Below are 13,574 nucleotides of genomic sequence, written 5' to 3'. Positions count from 1 at the left end.
CCCACTAAAGCGGGCTGCAAAATTAAATAAAATAATTTTAATATTTAAATTTTATTATTTAAAACTTCTTCAATATATGCAAATGAGGATAAGACATCTGCCTTGCCCTTTTTTACCGCTACAGTATGTTCAAAATGTGCTGATGGTTTCTTATCTACAGTAGATACGGTCCATCCATCATCCCAAAATTTCACTCCAGCTCTTCCTGCATTTATCATTGGTTCTATTGCTAGAACCATACCTTCTTCTAATTTTATCCCTGCGCCTCTTTTACCGTAGTTAGGAACCTCAGGCTTTTCATGTAATTTATGGCCAACACCATGCCCTACTAACTCTCTTACAACACCAAAACCATGGCTTTCCGCATGTTCTTGAATGGCAAAAGCTAAATCACCTATTCTATTCCCAGCTACAGCTTTCTCTATTCCTTTTTGAAGACACTCTTTTGTTACCTTTAATAATTTCTTAGCTTCATCATTTATATCACCTATAGCGAAAGTATAAGCAGAATCACCGTAAAAATTATTTTTAACTACACCACAATCAACAGAAACAATATCTCCTTCTTTAAGAATATACTTTCCTGGAAAACCGTGAACTACCTGGTCATTTAAAGAAATACAAAGAGAATAAGGAAATCCATTATAGTTTAAAAAAGCTGGTACGCCTCCATTATCTCTAATAAATTCTTCTGCTAAGTCATTTAACTTCTGAGTAGTAACTCCAGGCCCAATTATCTTAGCAATCTCGCCATGAGTTTTGGCCACTAATAAAGAACTCTCCCTAATCAGCTCTATCTCTTCTGCTGTCTTTAAAATAACTCTAGGCATGGAATATTAAATTGCAGGACCGGTAGTTGCTGCTCCTACTGGATTACGACCTTTAATTCTACCAGTTTTCATTAATCCATCATAATGACGCATTAATAAATGACTTTCTACTTGCTGTAAAGTATCTAAAACTACGGCAACTAAAATCAACAATGATGTACCTCCAAAAAAATGTGCAAACTGCGAGTTAACACCAGCAATAATTGCTATAGAAGGTAAAATTGCTATGATAGCTAAGAATATAGAACCAGGTAAAGTAATCTTAGAAATAACTCCGTCTATATAATCTGATGTTGTTTTACCAGGTTTAACACCAGGAACAAAACCACCATTCTTTTTCATATCATCAGACATTTGATTTGGATTAATCGTAATGGCTGTATAAAAGAAAGTGAATAGGATGATTAAAATAGCAAAAGTTAAATTATAAGCTAAAGATGTATAATCACTAAAAGAAGTTAATAAAGAAGATTGAGCTTCTGGAAAAAACTGTCCGATAGTAGAAGGAATAAACATAATAGCTTGAGCAAAGATAATCGGCATAACGCCCGCAGCATTAAGCTTCAATGGGATGTATTGTCTTACACCTCCATATTGTTTATTACCAACAATTTTTTTAGCGTATTGTACCGGTACTTTTCTAGTTCCTTGAATGATTAACACTGTAAACATTACAACTGCAAATAAAGCTACAAACTCGATAAAGAAAGCAATTAACCCTCCTTGACCATTTTGTCTGCTTAAAAACTCTGCTGAAATACCATAAGGAAGCTGAGCAATAATACCCACCATGATTAATAATGAAATACCATTACCAATACCTTTATCCGTTATTTTCTCGCCCATCCACATTACAAACATAGTTCCAGCTGTTAGTACTACCATTGAGGTAATGCTAAAAAGTGGCTCTGCAATTAGTCTTGCATCAGGTGTAATTTGAGATTTAACGTATCCTATAGCTTGTAAAGCAGTGATTACAATTGTTAAATAACGAGTGATTTGATTAATCTTCTTTCTTCCACTTTCACCTTCCTTTTGCAATTTCTGAAAATAAGGAACCGCAATTCCTAATAATTGAATCACGATAGATGCAGAAATATAAGGCATTACTCCTAATGCAAAAATAGAAGCTCTAGAAAAAGAACCTCCTGCAAACATATTAAGTAAACCTAATAAACCTTCCTTGGCCTCACCTGTATCTAAAGACGCAGGATCTACCCCTGGCAATACGATAAATGAGCCAATTCTATAAACTAAAAGAATTAAGAGTGTGTATAAAATACGCACTCTTAATTCTTCAATTTTCCAAATATTGGATAAAGTTGTGAATAGCTTCTTCATTAATTATAATTTAACAACAGAACCACCGGCAGCTTCAATTGCCTTAGATGCGGCAGCTGTAAATGCATGTGCTTTTACTTCTAATTTAGCTTTTAATTCGCCTCTACCCAAAATCTTCACCAAATCATTCTTAGATACTAATCCATGTTCTTTCATTACATCAAAGTCAATTAGAGAAAGATTAAACTTCTCTGTTAAACCTTGTAAAACATCAAGATTAATACCTACAAACTCAACACGGTTAGGATTTTTGAATCCAACTTTAGGAACACGACGTTGTAAAGGCATTTGTCCACCTTCAAAACCAACTTTTGAAGAATAGCCAGAACGTGAACCAGCTCCTTTATGACCACGTGTAGATGTTCCTCCACGTCCAGAACCAGTACCACGACCAATTCTTTTTCTATTTTTTACTGAACCTTCTGCAGGTTTTAAATTACTTAAATTCATGGTAATTAAACTTTTTCGATTGCTACCAAATGATTTACTGCTTTAACCATTCCGATGATTGCCGGAGTAGCTTCTACCTCTACACTTTGATTAATTTTAGTTAATCCTAAAGCTTGGATAGTTCTTTTTTGGCGTTCACTTCTATCGATCACGCTCTTAATTTGAGTTATTTTGATCTTAGCCATCGTATTAACCGTTAAATACTTTACTTAATGAAACACCTCTGTTATGAGCTACTGTATGAGCGTCTCTTAATTGAGATAATGCTGAAATTGTAGCTTTAACCACGTTATGTGGATTTGAAGAACCTTTTGATTTTGCAAGTACGTTATGGATTCCTGCAGATTCTAAAACTGCTCTCATCGCACCACCAGCAATAACACCGGTACCATTTGAAGCAGGCTTCAAGAAAACGAAACCTCCAGAAAATTTACCTATTTGCTCATGAGGTATAGTAGAATTAATAATAGGAACTTTAACTAAGTTCTTTTTCGCATCATCAATTCCTTTAGCAATTGCTTCAGTAACCTCTTTTGCTTTACCTAAACCATAACCTACAACGCCGTTTTCATCACCAACAACTACGATAGCTGAAAAGCTGAAAGTACGACCACCTTTGGTAACTTTAGCAACACGCTGGATGCTAACCAAACGATCTTTTAATTCAATCTCGTTTGCTTTTACTCTTTTTATATTGATAGTTGACATCTGCTTCTGAAATTAAAATATTAAACCTGCTTCACGGGCACCTTCAGCCAAAGACTTAATACGTCCGTGGTATAAGTAACCGTTTCTATCAAAAACTACTTGTTTAATTCCAGCAGCAATAGCCTTCTCTGCAACTTTTTTACCAACCTCTTTTGATTGATCAACTTTATTACCATTTGCACTGAAATCCTTCTCTACTGATGAAGCCGAAACGATAGTTTTACCAGCTATATCATCAATAATTTGAGCATAAATACCTTTGTTACTTCTGAAAACAGATAAACGAGGGCGCTCTGTAGAACCAGAAACTCTTTTTCTGATACCTTTTTTTATTCTTTCCCTACGGGATAATTTTACTTTTCCTGCCATAACAATTATTTTTTAGCTGCTGACTTACCTGCTTTTCTTCTTAACTGCTCACCTACGAACTTAATACCTTTACCTTTGTAAGGCTCTGGAGTTCTGAATGAACGAATCTTAGCTGCAACTTGACCAAGCAATTGCTTATCTATAGATTCTAAAATGATAGTTGGGTTTTTACCTTTTTCTGAAGTTGTTGAAACTTTGATCTCTTGAGGTAAAGCAAAAACAATATGGTGAGAATAACCTAGAACTAAATCTAGTGTATTTCCTTGGTTAGACGCTTTGTAACCAACACCTACCAATTCTTGCTCTAATTTGTAACCTTCTGTTACACCAACAACCATGTTGTTAAGTAAGGCTCTGTATAAGCCATGTAAAGCTTTATGACGTTTTTGATCTGAAGGACGTTTTACTAATAAAGTATTATCTTCTTGTTCAACGATGATATCAGCATCAACTTGTTGACTTAATTCTCCTTTAGGTCCTTTTACAGAAACTAAATTGCTTGAAGAAACTGTAACCGTTACTCCGCTAGGGATTGAAATCGGGGCTTTTCCTATTCTTGACATCTCTTTCTCCTCCTAATTAATAAACGTAACATAAAACTTCACCACCTACATTTAACTGTCTAGCTTCTTTATCAGTCATTACTCCTTTTGAAGTTGACATGATAGCAACGCCTAAACCGTTTAATACTCGTGGCATAGTACTAACACCTGCATACTTTCTCAAACCTGGTTTACTCGCTCTTGTTATGGTGCGAATAGCAGGAACTTTAGTAATTGGATGATACTTTAATGCAACTTTAATTGTGCCTTGCGCATCGTTATCCTCAAACTTATAGTTCGTGATATAACCTTTATCAAAAAGAACTTTTGTAATTTCTTTTTTCAGGTTCGATGCAGGAATTTCAACAACCCTATGGTTGGCCTTGATGGCATTCCTTACTCTTGTAAGATAATCTGCTATTGGATCTGTATACATTTTATTGTTATATAAATAAAAAGAATTTTTTTGGACCGCAAAAGTACAAAAAAATTCTTTATTCTTTTAATTTAATTACCAGCTTGCTTTTCTAACTCCCGGAATCTTACCTGCAAGTGCCATTTCGCGGAAAGTAACCCTTGAAATACCGAACTGACGCATGTAACCTCTTGGACGACCAGTTAATTTACAACGATTGTGTAAACGAACAGGTGAAGAGTTTTTTGGTAATTTATCTAATCCCGCAAAATCTCCAGCAGCTTTTAATTCTTCTCTTTTAGCAGCAAATTTTGCTACTAATTTTTGACGCTTAATTTCGCGAGCTTTTACACCTTCTTTAGCCATTGTTAACTTTATTTTGATTTTTAAATGGTAACCCGAATTGTTTAAGTAACTCTAAGGCTTCAACATCTGTTCCTGCACTAGTTACAAAAGTGATATCCATACCTTGGATTTTATTGATTTTATCAATATTAATCTCTGGGAAGATAATTTGCTCTGATACACCTAAAGTATAGTTTCCATTTCCATCAAAGCCTTTATCGTTGATACCTTTGAAGTCACGGATACGTGGTAAAGCAACTGCGATTAAACGGTCTAAAAACTCGTACATTTTATTATCACGTAAAGTTACACGTACACCTACTGGCATACCTTTACGTAATTTAAAGTTAGAGATATCTTTTTTAGACTTTGCTGCAACAGCTTGTTGTCCGGTGATGGTAGTTAATTCTGCTATTGCAGCTTCAACTATCTTTTTATCAGTTACGCCAGCACCAACACCTTGGTTGATTGCTATTTTCTTTAACTTAGGCACTTGCATAACACTCTTGTACTGGAATTTATCCTTAAGAGCATCAACAATTTCTGCCTTATATTTATCTTTTAATCTTGGTACGTAAGCCATTACTTAATTTCCTCCCCAGATTTTTTAGCTATTCTAACAACTTTTCCGTCCTCAGTTCTCTTCCTTGAAACTCTTGTAGCTTTACCTGTTTTAGGATCAACTAATGCTAAGTTAGAGATATGAATAGGAGCTTCTTTTTTACTTATACCACCATTAGGGTTGGTAGCGCTTGGCTTAGAATGTTTAGAAACCATATTAGCACCTTCAACGATTGCTCTGTTTTCTTTAATTCTTACTTCAACTACTTTACCTTGCTGACCTTTAGAGTCTCCGGCGATAACCGTTACTAAATCTCCTTTACGGATATTTAATTTAGGTTGTGATTTTTTCTTATTTTCCATTTTACAAAACCTCCGGTGCTAATGATACAATTTTCATGAATTGTTTTTCACGCAGTTCTCTTGCAACCGGGCCAAAGATACGAGTACCTCTTGGTTCATCCTGGTTATTTAATAATACTGCCGCGTTATCGTCAAAACGAATGTAAGAACCATCTTTTCTTCTGATTTCTTTTTTCGTTCTAACTACTACAGCTTTAGATACTGTTCCTTTTTTGATGTTTCCTGATGGAAGTGCTGCTTTCACAGTTACTACCACTTTATCACCAATAGAAGCATATCTTTTACCGGTACCACCTAACACTCTGATAACTAAAACTTCTTTAGCTCCAGAATTGTCGGCTACGTTTAATCGTGATTCCTGTTGTACCATCTTACTTAGCCCTTTCTAAAATTTCAACTAATCTCCAGTTTTTGTTCTTACTCAGAGGACGTGTCTCCATGATCAAAACGGTATCTCCAATACCGCAATCATTTTTCTCGTCATGAGCCATAAATTTGGTAGTCGTCTTTACGAACTTACCATAAATTGGGTGCTTAACTTTTCTTTCCACACTCACTACAATAGATTTATCCATCTTATTGCTCACCACTAACCCAATTCTTGTTTTTCTTAATTTTCTTTCCATTTCGACTCTAAAAATTATGAGTTACTTTCAGAAGCTGCCTTAGCTTGCGCTTGGCGCTGAGTTAATTCTGTACTTAAGCGAGCAATAGTCTTTCTAGATTTATAAATTCTAGTAGGATTTTCTATTGATGAAACTGCATGAGCAAATTTCAACTTGGTAATAGTCGCTTTTTCTTCCTGAATTCTGGCAACAATTTCGTCTGTAGCCAGCGCTTTAATTTCTGCGTATTTCATTTTACTATTAGTAATTAGTTTAGTTTAAGCTGTCTTTGTTAGGTAACGGCCAACAAAAAAAACTAAAAACTGATTTTATGCTTCTACGTAATCTCTACGTACTACAAACTTAGTTTGAACCGGTAATTTCTGAGCTGCAAGACGCATAGCTTCTTTAGCAACTTCAAAAGGTACACCTTCTGCTTCGAAAAGGATTCTACCCGGTCTTACAACTGCAACCCAGTACTCAGGCGCACCTTTACCTTTACCCATACGTACTTCAGCAGGTTTTTTGGTAACTGGTTTGTCTGGGAAAATACGAATCCATACTTGGCCTTCACGTTTCATAAAACGTGTTACCGCGATACGGGCTGCTTCTATCTGGCGGCTGGTAATCCAGCACTCTTCCAGTGATTTTATTCCGAATGAACCGAATGCAAGCTCAGCACCACGAGTGGCTAGGCCTTTCATTCTGCCCTTCTGCATTTTTCTGAACTTCGTTCTTTTTGGCTGTAACATTACTTTATTCTTTAATCGTTAAACGATAGTTTCTAACTGAATTATCTTTTACCTCTATTAGCTCCGGCACCACCACGATTTCCACCACGGTTGTTACCACCTTTTCTATCACCACGTTCACCACCTCTTGGAGCAAAGTTTGAAGAACCTTCAGTTTTTCCACCTTTACCTGCGCTAGCTCCGATATTTGGAGATAAATCTCTCTTACCGTAAACTTCACCTTTACAAATCCATACTTTGATACCGATTTTACCATAGGTAGTTAATGCTTCACCTAAAGCATAATCAATATCAGCTCTGAAAGTGTGTAGAGGAATTCTACCGTCTTTATATTGTTCAGAACGAGCCATCTCTGCACCACCTAAACGGCCAGAGCACATAATTTTAATTCCTTCTGCTCCCATTCTCATCGTTGATGCGATAGAAGTTTTCATAGCTCTTCTGAAAGAGATACGAGCTTCTAGTTGTTTCGCAACACCATCTGCAACCAATTTCGCATCTAGTTCAGGTCTTTTGATTTCAAAAATGTTGATTTGAACATCTTTCTTAGTTAATTTCTTTAACTCTTCTTTGATTTTATCAACTTCTGAACCACCTTTACCGATTACAATACCCGGACGAGCAGTGTGAATAGTAACAGTAATACGTTTTAATGTTCTTTCGATAACAACTTTAGATACGCCACCTTTTGCTATACGCACTGAAAGGTATTTACGAATCTTTTCATCCTCAACTAATTTATCAGAATAGTTATTACCACCATACCAGTTAGAATCCCATCCTCTGATGATTCCTAATCTGTTTCCTATTGGATTAGCCTTTTGTCCCATTTCTTCTTAATTAGTTTTGAGGTTCTATATTTTTGCTATCTACTACCAAAGTTACATGGTTAGAACGCTTACGTATTCTATAACCACGACCCTGAGGTGCAGGTCTTAAACGTTTCAACTGACGACCACCATCAACCATAATTGTTTTCACAAATAGTTGTGCATCTTCAGGACGTTGACCCTCATTTTTTAACTCCCAATTTTTAATTGCAGATAATAATAATTTCTCAACTCTTATTGCTGCTTCTTTATTGGTATATTTTAAGATATAAAGTGCCTTTTCTACGCGTTCACCTCTGATTAAATCAACAACCAGTCTCATTTTACGAGGAGAAGTAGGGCAATTATTTAATTTTGCTATTGCTTCCATTTCTTATTATCTTTTCTTTTCAGAGTGACCTCTAAATGTTCTGGTTGGAGCAAACTCTCCAAGCTTATGACCAACCATGTTCTCGGTTACATAAACCGGAATGAATTTATTTCCGTTGTGTACAGCGAATGTATGACCTACGAAATCCGGAGATATCATTGATCTTCTTGACCAAGTTTTGATTACAGTTTTCTTACCTGAATCATTCATTGCAGAAACTTTTCTTTCTACATTATGGTCTATATATGGTCCTTTTTTAATTGAACGAGCCATTATTTTTTCCTCCTCTCAATGATGAAACGATCTGAATATTTCTTTTTGTCGCGAGTTTTGTAACCTTTCGCCAATAAACCTTTTCTTGAACGTGGGTGACCTCCAGAAGATCTACCTTCACCACCACCCATAGGGTGATCAACAGGGTTCATTGCAACACCTCTAACTCTTGGACGACGGCCTAACCAACGTTTTCTACCGGCTTTACCTAAAACTTCATTTGCATGTTCTGAATTAGATACTGTACCAATAGTTGCTGTACAGGTAACTAAAATCAGACGAGTTTCACCAGAAGGCATTTTGATAGTTGCATATTTACCGTCTCTTGCTGCTAACTGAGCATAAGAACCAGCACTTCTTGCAATTTGAGCTCCTCTTCCAGGGTTTAATTCAATATTATGAATAATTGAACCCAATGGAATGCTCGCTAATGTTGTTGTATTTCCTATTTCAGGAGCTACATTGTCACCAGAAACAACTTTCTGTCCAACCTGTAAACCTTCTGGAGCGATGATATATCTCTTCTCTCCATCAGCGTAATGTAACAGGGCGATACGGGCAGTACGATTTGGATCGTACTCGATTGTTGCTACAGTTGCGGGGATATCTTTTTTATCGCGTTTAAAATCTATCAATCGGTACAATTGCTTGTGACCCCCACCGAGATAACGCATAGTCATTTTACCAGTATTGTTACGACCACCAGATTTCTTGCTTTTTACAACAAGAGTCTTTTCAGGAGTTCTTGTAGTGATTTCAGTGAAATCAGCTCCAACTCTGAAACGTGTTCCTGGGGTTACTGGTTTAAATTTTCTTAAGCCCATTTTTTAATTATATATTGCTATAAAAGTCAATAGTTTCACCTTCTTTTAAAGTAATAATAGCTTTCTTGTATTTAGCTACTCTACCTTGTACTATACCAGTCTTTGTAGATCTGGTTTTGTTTTTACCTACCACAACCATAGTATTTACTGCATCAACAGTAACACCATACATGGCTTCAATTGCAGATTTAATTTGCAATTTGTTAGCTCTGTGATCACACTGGAAAATATAACGGTTCAATTTCTCAGTTAACACAGCAGCTTTTTCTGTAAGAACGGGTTTTTTTAAAATTTCCATATTACTTAGCTAGTGCCTCCTCTAATGTTTTTACCGAACCGGTAGTTAATACTAATTTTCCTGCGTTTAATACATCATATGTATTTAACTGATCTGCTGTAATAACTTTAGCTTTTTGAAGATTTCTGCTTGCTAAATAAACGTTTTGATTTGCTTCTGCTAAAACAACTAATGTTTTCTCGTTTGCAAAATTTAATGCATTTAGTAAGCTGATGAAGTCTTTAGTTTTTGGAGATTCAAAAGTAAAATCCTCTAATACTAAAACGCTGTTGTCTTGAGCTTTATAAGAAAGCGCAGATCTACGAGCAACTTCTTTTAACTTTTTGTTCAATTTAAAGCTGTAGTCACGTGGTTGAGGACCGAAAATTCTACCACCACCATTAAATAATGGAGATTTAATACTTCCTGCTCTAGCACCACCTGTACCTTTTTGCTTGTACAATTTTCTAGTTGATCCGGCAATTTCATTACGTTGTTTAGACTTGTGAGTACCTTGACGTTGATTTGCCAAATACTGTTTTACGTCTAAATAAATCGCATGGTCATTAGGCTCAATACCGAAGATTCCCTCAGGAAGTTGCACCTTGGCACCTGTTTCTTTACCTGAGATGTTTAATACTTTAACTTCCATCTTACTTCTCGATTAATACGTACGAACCCTTTGCTCCTGGTATAGAACCACTAACAACTAATAAATTTTGCTCAGCAAAAACTTTAACGATTTGAAGGTTTTGAATTTTCACTCTAGAACCACCAGTTCTTCCAGCCATTCTCATCCCTTTAAATACTCTTGAAGGGAATGAAGAAGCACCTAATGAACCTGGAGCTCTTAAACGATTGTGCTGACCGTGAGTTTGCATACCCACCCCGCTAAAACCGTGGCGTTTTACAACACCCTGAAAACCTTTACCTTTAGAAGTACCAACTACATCAACGTAATCACCTTCTAAGAAAAGATTAACATCAACAACATCACCTAAAGATTTTTCTTCTGTAAAATACTTAAACTCAACAAGCTTACGCTTAGGAGTAGTTCCAGCTTTCTCAAAATGACCTTTTAATGAAGCAGTGGTGTTTTTTTCTTTCTTCTCGTCGTAAGCTAACTGAACAGCAGCATAGCCATCTTTCTCGACGGTTCTCACTTGTGTTACCACACAAGGCCCAGCTTCGATAACAGTACAAGGTATATTCTTACCTTCTGCGTCGAAAATGCTGGTCATTCCTACTTTTTTTCCAATAATTCCTGACATTTCTATAATTAAATTAACACCCATCGAAGCAGTAGGGCTTCGTTCAAGGTGGATACAATATTCCCAAAAGGGACGGCAAAGATAAGAAACACTTATTAATAATCAAACAGTTATAAGTTTATTTTTCATATTTTTTCTTAAGACTCCAATCACCTAAAATTTCATCTCTCTTTTAAAGATTAAGAGGCACATAAGAAAGTGGGACTAATTATTGTATTAACATTTGACCTATCTCATTATTATGAAATTACTTGTATTTAAATCAACAATTACTCTTTTCATAATTACTTTAGCAGCTTGTTATAGAATATCTTCTAAAGATGACCATACAACTGATACCTCGAAAACAGGAAAGTTACTCGAAAAGCCAATTATAAAAAGCGGACACTACTATAATTTAAACTCAGGCGAAAGAATAAAAATTATTGCTGATTCTTTAACTGGATTCGCCATAGATAGCTCTAATAATTTACTTTTTGAATTTTATTTAGACAAAAACAGAAATAATTCACTTAATATTTTTCAGCTCATACCAGTTAAAATATAATAATCTTACGTTTTCACTGTTTTATTGGATGTAAAATCCTAAAACACATGAAAAGTAAATTATATCTCTTAAATAGTTTTATGCTTTTGACCTTTGGAACGATTAATTATTCAAAAGCACAAACGAGTTTAGATACTCAGTACCAAAATATAGTGGAAAAGGCAAATAATTATCAAGAGTATAAAGTCATTAATCAAAATCAGATAAAAAATCTTTGGAAAAACACAACAGATACTTTAAAATATAAACAAGCAAAGCTAAATCAAGCTCAAAGCCAACTTAAGAACCAACAATCAGAAATAAACCAGCTTAAAAAGCTTTTAGTAGAAAAAGATGATAACTTAACTTCAGCATTAAATGCTAAAGATGAAATACTACTATTGGGATTTATTCCACTTTCTAAAACTAGCTACCAAACTACTATGTGGGCCTAAATTATTCTTTTAGCAAGTTTATCTGTCTTTTTAATATTTAGAACAAAAGGCTTTAGAAATGAGGCTGTATATAGAACTAAGCTTTTTAATGATTTAAATGATGAATTCAAAAACTTTAAAATAAAAGCTAATGATAATGAGAAAAAACTTGCCAGAGCTTTACAAGACGAAAGAAACAAATTAGACGAGTTATATAGGCGTTGATAAACGCTTAATCAATAAAGCACTTTGTATACGCCCCTTTTCTAGAAGAGGTTCAAAAAAGTCTTTCGCTTCTTTAAAATGAGTTTTATAACCTTCCATATCTTTATATCTGATTATAGAAGCCCATTCTCGTACTGCTGTATGAAACTCTAAATCATCTCCTCTTATACTCTTATCGTATAAAGCTGTTTGAATAGTATCTTCTAATAAGGCTTCATTCTTAAAGAGATACTCTACAATTCCTAATCTGAGTTTAAAAGGAGGTGTTTGGCAAATCATATTATCATATGGATTAATACCTAATTGATGCCAGGCATCAACCATAGCAAGTAAACTAAGGTGAGAATTATGTTTAGCCAATTCTTGATTATCACCTATACTAAATTCTTGCATAATCTTATCATCAAATAAAATAAGATTGGTTTGTTCATGAAAAACAAAATCCCTTGCTTTATAAATTCTTTTCCTAAAATTAGCCTCATCCTCTTGAATCATCATTTTAAATAAAGTTGATTCTGATTGAGCGTAAGCAATAATCTGAGCAGTGGCGTATGGATTTAAAATAGCTAAACCTGCATAAATATGAGCTTTATAACTAAAGATTCTCAGAGTGGTTAAAATCTTAACATTATCTATTCCAGAAACATAAGCGCCACTTTCCCAAGGATAAGTTCCTGCATTTTTCCAAGCGGTACCCATGCTTTCAAAACCCATGTGTGTTACCGCTTGTGTATCTGCCATGATTTGATCATGCTGATGATAATCATTAAGCTCAATAATTTCAGATTCTAGAAGTTGTAAAACTTGAATAGCCCTTGCATAAGACTCAGCAGATATCCGATGCGGGGCAACAATTAGTTTCTGACCTTTAGTACTAAAACCTGGACCATGTAAAGAATGGGTTATGATTAACTCTATATCTTTTGATAAATAACGCTCAAATGCTTCTACTTCTGGAGTTTTAACCGATGTCATACCTGTTACAATAGCTCCCTTTTTTGTAGAAAAAGCACAAGCAGCTACAACTTCTTTAATCTTTTCTGCCTCTACCGCATAAAAAATAAAATCGCATTTTGCAGATACTTCCAAACCATTATTCAGAACTATTATTCCTAAAGGACCTAATTCTTCTTGTAGTTCTAGCGTACGGTCTGGCAAATCACATCCAAAAACAGAAAGCCCTGCAGCTGCAAATTTCTTTGCATATAGCTTCCCCATATCGCCAAGACCTATTAATCCTATATTCATCGTTGCTAAGATATT

General features: G+C 35.2%; 25 protein-coding genes. 2 read left to right on the top strand and 23 right to left on the bottom strand.

All coding sequences use genetic code 11. From position 1 onward, the window contains the following. Nucleotides 1-44: 44 nt before the first annotated feature. The 22 genes from map to rplC all read right to left on the bottom strand — a co-directional run bounded on the left by map (nucleotide 45) and on the right by rplC (nucleotide 11,126). Nucleotides 45-830 (bottom strand): type I methionyl aminopeptidase, encoded by a 786-nt coding sequence (gene map / locus GJJ64_RS00330; protein ID WP_154285809.1) that lies wholly within the window; start codon nucleotides 828-830, stop codon nucleotides 45-47. Nucleotides 831-836: 6 nt separating this feature from the next. Continuing rightward, on the bottom strand, nucleotides 837-2,171 hold the full coding sequence (gene secY / locus GJJ64_RS00325; protein ID WP_154285808.1) for a preprotein translocase subunit SecY: 1,335 nt from the start codon (nucleotides 2,169-2,171) through the stop codon (nucleotides 837-839). Between the two features lie 3 nt (nucleotides 2,172-2,174). Beyond that, complete coding sequence (rplO, locus tag GJJ64_RS00320; RefSeq protein ID WP_154285807.1) at nucleotides 2,175-2,621, bottom strand: 50S ribosomal protein L15; 447 nt, start codon at nucleotides 2,619-2,621, stop codon at nucleotides 2,175-2,177. 5 nt (nucleotides 2,622-2,626) lie between these two features. Next, on the bottom strand, nucleotides 2,627-2,806 hold the full coding sequence (gene rpmD, locus GJJ64_RS00315) for a 50S ribosomal protein L30 (RefSeq protein ID WP_154285806.1): 180 nt from the start codon (nucleotides 2,804-2,806) through the stop codon (nucleotides 2,627-2,629). Between the two features lie 4 nt (nucleotides 2,807-2,810). Beyond that, a complete protein-coding gene (rpsE, locus tag GJJ64_RS00310; RefSeq protein WP_154285805.1) occupies nucleotides 2,811-3,329 on the bottom strand; it encodes a 30S ribosomal protein S5 in 519 nt (172 codons plus the stop codon). Nucleotides 3,330-3,341: 12 nt separating this feature from the next. Continuing rightward, nucleotides 3,342-3,698 carry a 50S ribosomal protein L18 gene (rplR, locus tag GJJ64_RS00305; protein WP_026904306.1) on the bottom strand — a complete coding sequence of 119 codons (357 nt, stop codon included), beginning with the start codon at nucleotides 3,696-3,698 and terminating at the stop codon, nucleotides 3,342-3,344. A 5-nt stretch (nucleotides 3,699-3,703) separates the two neighbouring features. Further along, on the bottom strand, nucleotides 3,704-4,261 hold the full coding sequence (gene rplF / locus GJJ64_RS00300) for a 50S ribosomal protein L6 (RefSeq protein WP_154285804.1): 558 nt from the start codon (nucleotides 4,259-4,261) through the stop codon (nucleotides 3,704-3,706). A gap of 16 nt (nucleotides 4,262-4,277) precedes the next feature. Next, on the bottom strand, nucleotides 4,278-4,676 hold the full coding sequence (gene rpsH / locus GJJ64_RS00295; protein WP_026904304.1) for a 30S ribosomal protein S8: 399 nt from the start codon (nucleotides 4,674-4,676) through the stop codon (nucleotides 4,278-4,280). A 75-nt stretch (nucleotides 4,677-4,751) separates the two neighbouring features. Then, nucleotides 4,752-5,021: a 30S ribosomal protein S14 gene (gene rpsN / locus GJJ64_RS00290; RefSeq protein WP_026904303.1), complete on the bottom strand. Its 270-nt coding sequence runs from the start codon at nucleotides 5,019-5,021 to the stop codon at nucleotides 4,752-4,754. After that, nucleotides 5,014-5,583, bottom strand: coding sequence for a 50S ribosomal protein L5 (gene rplE / locus GJJ64_RS00285; RefSeq protein WP_154285803.1), 570 nt, complete (start codon nucleotides 5,581-5,583; stop codon nucleotides 5,014-5,016). The genes rpsN and rplE overlap by 8 nt, the downstream gene beginning before the upstream one ends. After that, on the bottom strand, nucleotides 5,583-5,924 hold the full coding sequence (gene rplX, locus GJJ64_RS00280) for a 50S ribosomal protein L24 (protein WP_154285802.1): 342 nt from the start codon (nucleotides 5,922-5,924) through the stop codon (nucleotides 5,583-5,585). Before rplX ends, rplE begins: the two co-directional genes overlap by 1 nt. Nucleotide 5,925: 1 nt before the next feature. Continuing rightward, complete coding sequence (gene rplN, locus GJJ64_RS00275) at nucleotides 5,926-6,294, bottom strand: 50S ribosomal protein L14 (RefSeq protein WP_026904300.1); 369 nt, start codon at nucleotides 6,292-6,294, stop codon at nucleotides 5,926-5,928. Nucleotide 6,295: 1 nt separating this feature from the next. After that, complete coding sequence (gene rpsQ / locus GJJ64_RS00270) at nucleotides 6,296-6,550, bottom strand: 30S ribosomal protein S17 (protein ID WP_154285801.1); 255 nt, start codon at nucleotides 6,548-6,550, stop codon at nucleotides 6,296-6,298. 14 nt (nucleotides 6,551-6,564) lie between these two features. Then, the gene (rpmC, locus tag GJJ64_RS00265) at nucleotides 6,565-6,783 is read right to left on the bottom strand and encodes a 50S ribosomal protein L29 (RefSeq protein WP_026904298.1); all 219 of its coding nucleotides are present in this window, start codon (nucleotides 6,781-6,783) and stop codon (nucleotides 6,565-6,567) included. 75 nt (nucleotides 6,784-6,858) lie between these two features. After that, the gene (gene rplP / locus GJJ64_RS00260; protein ID WP_026904297.1) at nucleotides 6,859-7,281 is read right to left on the bottom strand and encodes a 50S ribosomal protein L16; all 423 of its coding nucleotides are present in this window, start codon (nucleotides 7,279-7,281) and stop codon (nucleotides 6,859-6,861) included. A gap of 41 nt (nucleotides 7,282-7,322) precedes the next feature. Beyond that, nucleotides 7,323-8,111: a 30S ribosomal protein S3 gene (gene rpsC / locus GJJ64_RS00255; RefSeq protein WP_026904296.1), complete on the bottom strand. Its 789-nt coding sequence runs from the start codon at nucleotides 8,109-8,111 to the stop codon at nucleotides 7,323-7,325. Between the two features lie 10 nt (nucleotides 8,112-8,121). Then, nucleotides 8,122-8,481, bottom strand: coding sequence for a 50S ribosomal protein L22 (rplV, locus tag GJJ64_RS00250; RefSeq protein WP_154285800.1), 360 nt, complete (start codon nucleotides 8,479-8,481; stop codon nucleotides 8,122-8,124). Nucleotides 8,482-8,487: 6 nt separating this feature from the next. Beyond that, nucleotides 8,488-8,754, bottom strand: coding sequence for a 30S ribosomal protein S19 (gene rpsS / locus GJJ64_RS00245; RefSeq protein WP_154285799.1), 267 nt, complete (start codon nucleotides 8,752-8,754; stop codon nucleotides 8,488-8,490). Further along, a complete protein-coding gene (gene rplB / locus GJJ64_RS00240) occupies nucleotides 8,754-9,578 on the bottom strand; it encodes a 50S ribosomal protein L2 (RefSeq protein WP_154285798.1) in 825 nt (274 codons plus the stop codon). Before rplB ends, rpsS begins: the two co-directional genes overlap by 1 nt. Before the next feature lie 7 nt (nucleotides 9,579-9,585). Then, nucleotides 9,586-9,876: a 50S ribosomal protein L23 gene (gene rplW / locus GJJ64_RS00235; RefSeq protein ID WP_154285797.1), complete on the bottom strand. Its 291-nt coding sequence runs from the start codon at nucleotides 9,874-9,876 to the stop codon at nucleotides 9,586-9,588. Nucleotide 9,877: 1 nt separating this feature from the next. Further along, nucleotides 9,878-10,507, bottom strand: a complete 630-nt coding sequence (gene rplD / locus GJJ64_RS00230) for a 50S ribosomal protein L4 (protein ID WP_154285796.1) — start codon at nucleotides 10,505-10,507, stop codon at nucleotides 9,878-9,880. Nucleotide 10,508: 1 nt separating this feature from the next. After that, entirely contained in the window at nucleotides 10,509-11,126 is a 618-nt protein-coding gene (rplC, locus tag GJJ64_RS00225) for a 50S ribosomal protein L3 (RefSeq protein ID WP_026904290.1), read from the bottom strand. A 241-nt stretch (nucleotides 11,127-11,367) separates the two neighbouring features. On the opposite strand from rplC, the gene GJJ64_RS00220 reads away from it, so the two are divergent. Next, complete coding sequence (locus GJJ64_RS00220; protein ID WP_154285795.1) at nucleotides 11,368-11,673, top strand: hypothetical protein; 306 nt, start codon at nucleotides 11,368-11,370, stop codon at nucleotides 11,671-11,673. Nucleotides 11,674-11,720: 47 nt separating this feature from the next. After that, nucleotides 11,721-12,107 carry a hypothetical protein gene (locus GJJ64_RS00215; protein ID WP_154285794.1) on the top strand — a complete coding sequence of 129 codons (387 nt, stop codon included), beginning with the start codon at nucleotides 11,721-11,723 and terminating at the stop codon, nucleotides 12,105-12,107. Nucleotides 12,108-12,296: 189 nt separating this feature from the next. Here GJJ64_RS00215 and GJJ64_RS00210 read toward each other — a convergent pair whose 3' ends face one another. After that, on the bottom strand, nucleotides 12,297-13,559 hold the full coding sequence (locus tag GJJ64_RS00210) for a prephenate dehydrogenase (protein ID WP_154285793.1): 1,263 nt from the start codon (nucleotides 13,557-13,559) through the stop codon (nucleotides 12,297-12,299). Nucleotides 13,560-13,574 lie beyond the last annotated feature (15 nt).

The sequence above is a fragment of the Pedobacter puniceum genome, assembly GCF_009674685.1.
GTDB classification, from domain to species: domain Bacteria; phylum Bacteroidota; class Bacteroidia; order Sphingobacteriales; family Sphingobacteriaceae; genus Pseudopedobacter; species Pseudopedobacter puniceum.
The sequence above is the reverse complement of the archived record's forward strand: the minus strand, read 5'-3'. Positions and strand labels throughout refer to the sequence as shown.

Excerpts from the sequence above, each read along its gene's own strand:
- rplC (WP_026904290.1), bottom strand. The coding sequence starts at position 11,126 with ATGTCAGGAATTATTGGAAAAAAAGTAGGAATGACCAGCATTTTCGAC.
- rplF (WP_154285804.1), bottom strand. The coding sequence starts at position 4,261 with ATGTCAAGAATAGGAAAAGCCCCGATTTCAATCCCTAGCGGAGTAACG.
- rplB (WP_154285798.1), bottom strand. The coding sequence starts at position 9,578 with ATGGGCTTAAGAAAATTTAAACCAGTAACCCCAGGAACACGTTTCAGA.
- rpsN (WP_026904303.1), bottom strand. The coding sequence starts at position 5,021 with ATGGCTAAAGAAGGTGTAAAAGCTCGCGAAATTAAGCGTCAAAAATTA.
- rplE (WP_154285803.1), bottom strand. The coding sequence starts at position 5,583 with ATGGCTTACGTACCAAGATTAAAAGATAAATATAAGGCAGAAATTGTT.
- rplV (WP_154285800.1), bottom strand. The coding sequence starts at position 8,481 with ATGGAAGCAATAGCAAAATTAAATAATTGCCCTACTTCTCCTCGTAAA.
- rpsS (WP_154285799.1), bottom strand. The coding sequence starts at position 8,754 with ATGGCTCGTTCAATTAAAAAAGGACCATATATAGACCATAATGTAGAA.
- rplX (WP_154285802.1), bottom strand. The coding sequence starts at position 5,924 with ATGGAAAATAAGAAAAAATCACAACCTAAATTAAATATCCGTAAAGGA.
- rplP (WP_026904297.1), bottom strand. The coding sequence starts at position 7,281 with ATGTTACAGCCAAAAAGAACGAAGTTCAGAAAAATGCAGAAGGGCAGA.
- secY (WP_154285808.1), bottom strand. The coding sequence starts at position 2,171 with ATGAAGAAGCTATTCACAACTTTATCCAATATTTGGAAAATTGAAGAA.
- rpmC (WP_026904298.1), bottom strand. The coding sequence starts at position 6,783 with ATGAAATACGCAGAAATTAAAGCGCTGGCTACAGACGAAATTGTTGCC.
- rpsH (WP_026904304.1), bottom strand. The coding sequence starts at position 4,676 with ATGTATACAGATCCAATAGCAGATTATCTTACAAGAGTAAGGAATGCC.
- GJJ64_RS00210 (WP_154285793.1), bottom strand. The coding sequence starts at position 13,559 with ATGAATATAGGATTAATAGGTCTTGGCGATATGGGGAAGCTATATGCA.
- map (WP_154285809.1), bottom strand. The coding sequence starts at position 830 with ATGCCTAGAGTTATTTTAAAGACAGCAGAAGAGATAGAGCTGATTAGG.
- rpsQ (WP_154285801.1), bottom strand. The coding sequence starts at position 6,550 with ATGGAAAGAAAATTAAGAAAAACAAGAATTGGGTTAGTGGTGAGCAAT.
- rplO (WP_154285807.1), bottom strand. The coding sequence starts at position 2,621 with ATGAATTTAAGTAATTTAAAACCTGCAGAAGGTTCAGTAAAAAATAGA.
- rpmD (WP_154285806.1), bottom strand. The coding sequence starts at position 2,806 with ATGGCTAAGATCAAAATAACTCAAATTAAGAGCGTGATCGATAGAAGT.
- rpsE (WP_154285805.1), bottom strand. The coding sequence starts at position 3,329 with ATGTCAACTATCAATATAAAAAGAGTAAAAGCAAACGAGATTGAATTA.
- GJJ64_RS00215 (WP_154285794.1), top strand. The coding sequence starts at position 11,721 with ATGAAAAGTAAATTATATCTCTTAAATAGTTTTATGCTTTTGACCTTT.
- rpsC (WP_026904296.1), bottom strand. The coding sequence starts at position 8,111 with ATGGGACAAAAGGCTAATCCAATAGGAAACAGATTAGGAATCATCAGA.
- rplW (WP_154285797.1), bottom strand. The coding sequence starts at position 9,876 with ATGGAAATTTTAAAAAAACCCGTTCTTACAGAAAAAGCTGCTGTGTTA.
- rplR (WP_026904306.1), bottom strand. The coding sequence starts at position 3,698 with ATGGCAGGAAAAGTAAAATTATCCCGTAGGGAAAGAATAAAAAAAGGT.
- rplN (WP_026904300.1), bottom strand. The coding sequence starts at position 6,294 with ATGGTACAACAGGAATCACGATTAAACGTAGCCGACAATTCTGGAGCT.
- GJJ64_RS00220 (WP_154285795.1), top strand. The coding sequence starts at position 11,368 with ATGAAATTACTTGTATTTAAATCAACAATTACTCTTTTCATAATTACT.
- rplD (WP_154285796.1), bottom strand. The coding sequence starts at position 10,507 with ATGGAAGTTAAAGTATTAAACATCTCAGGTAAAGAAACAGGTGCCAAG.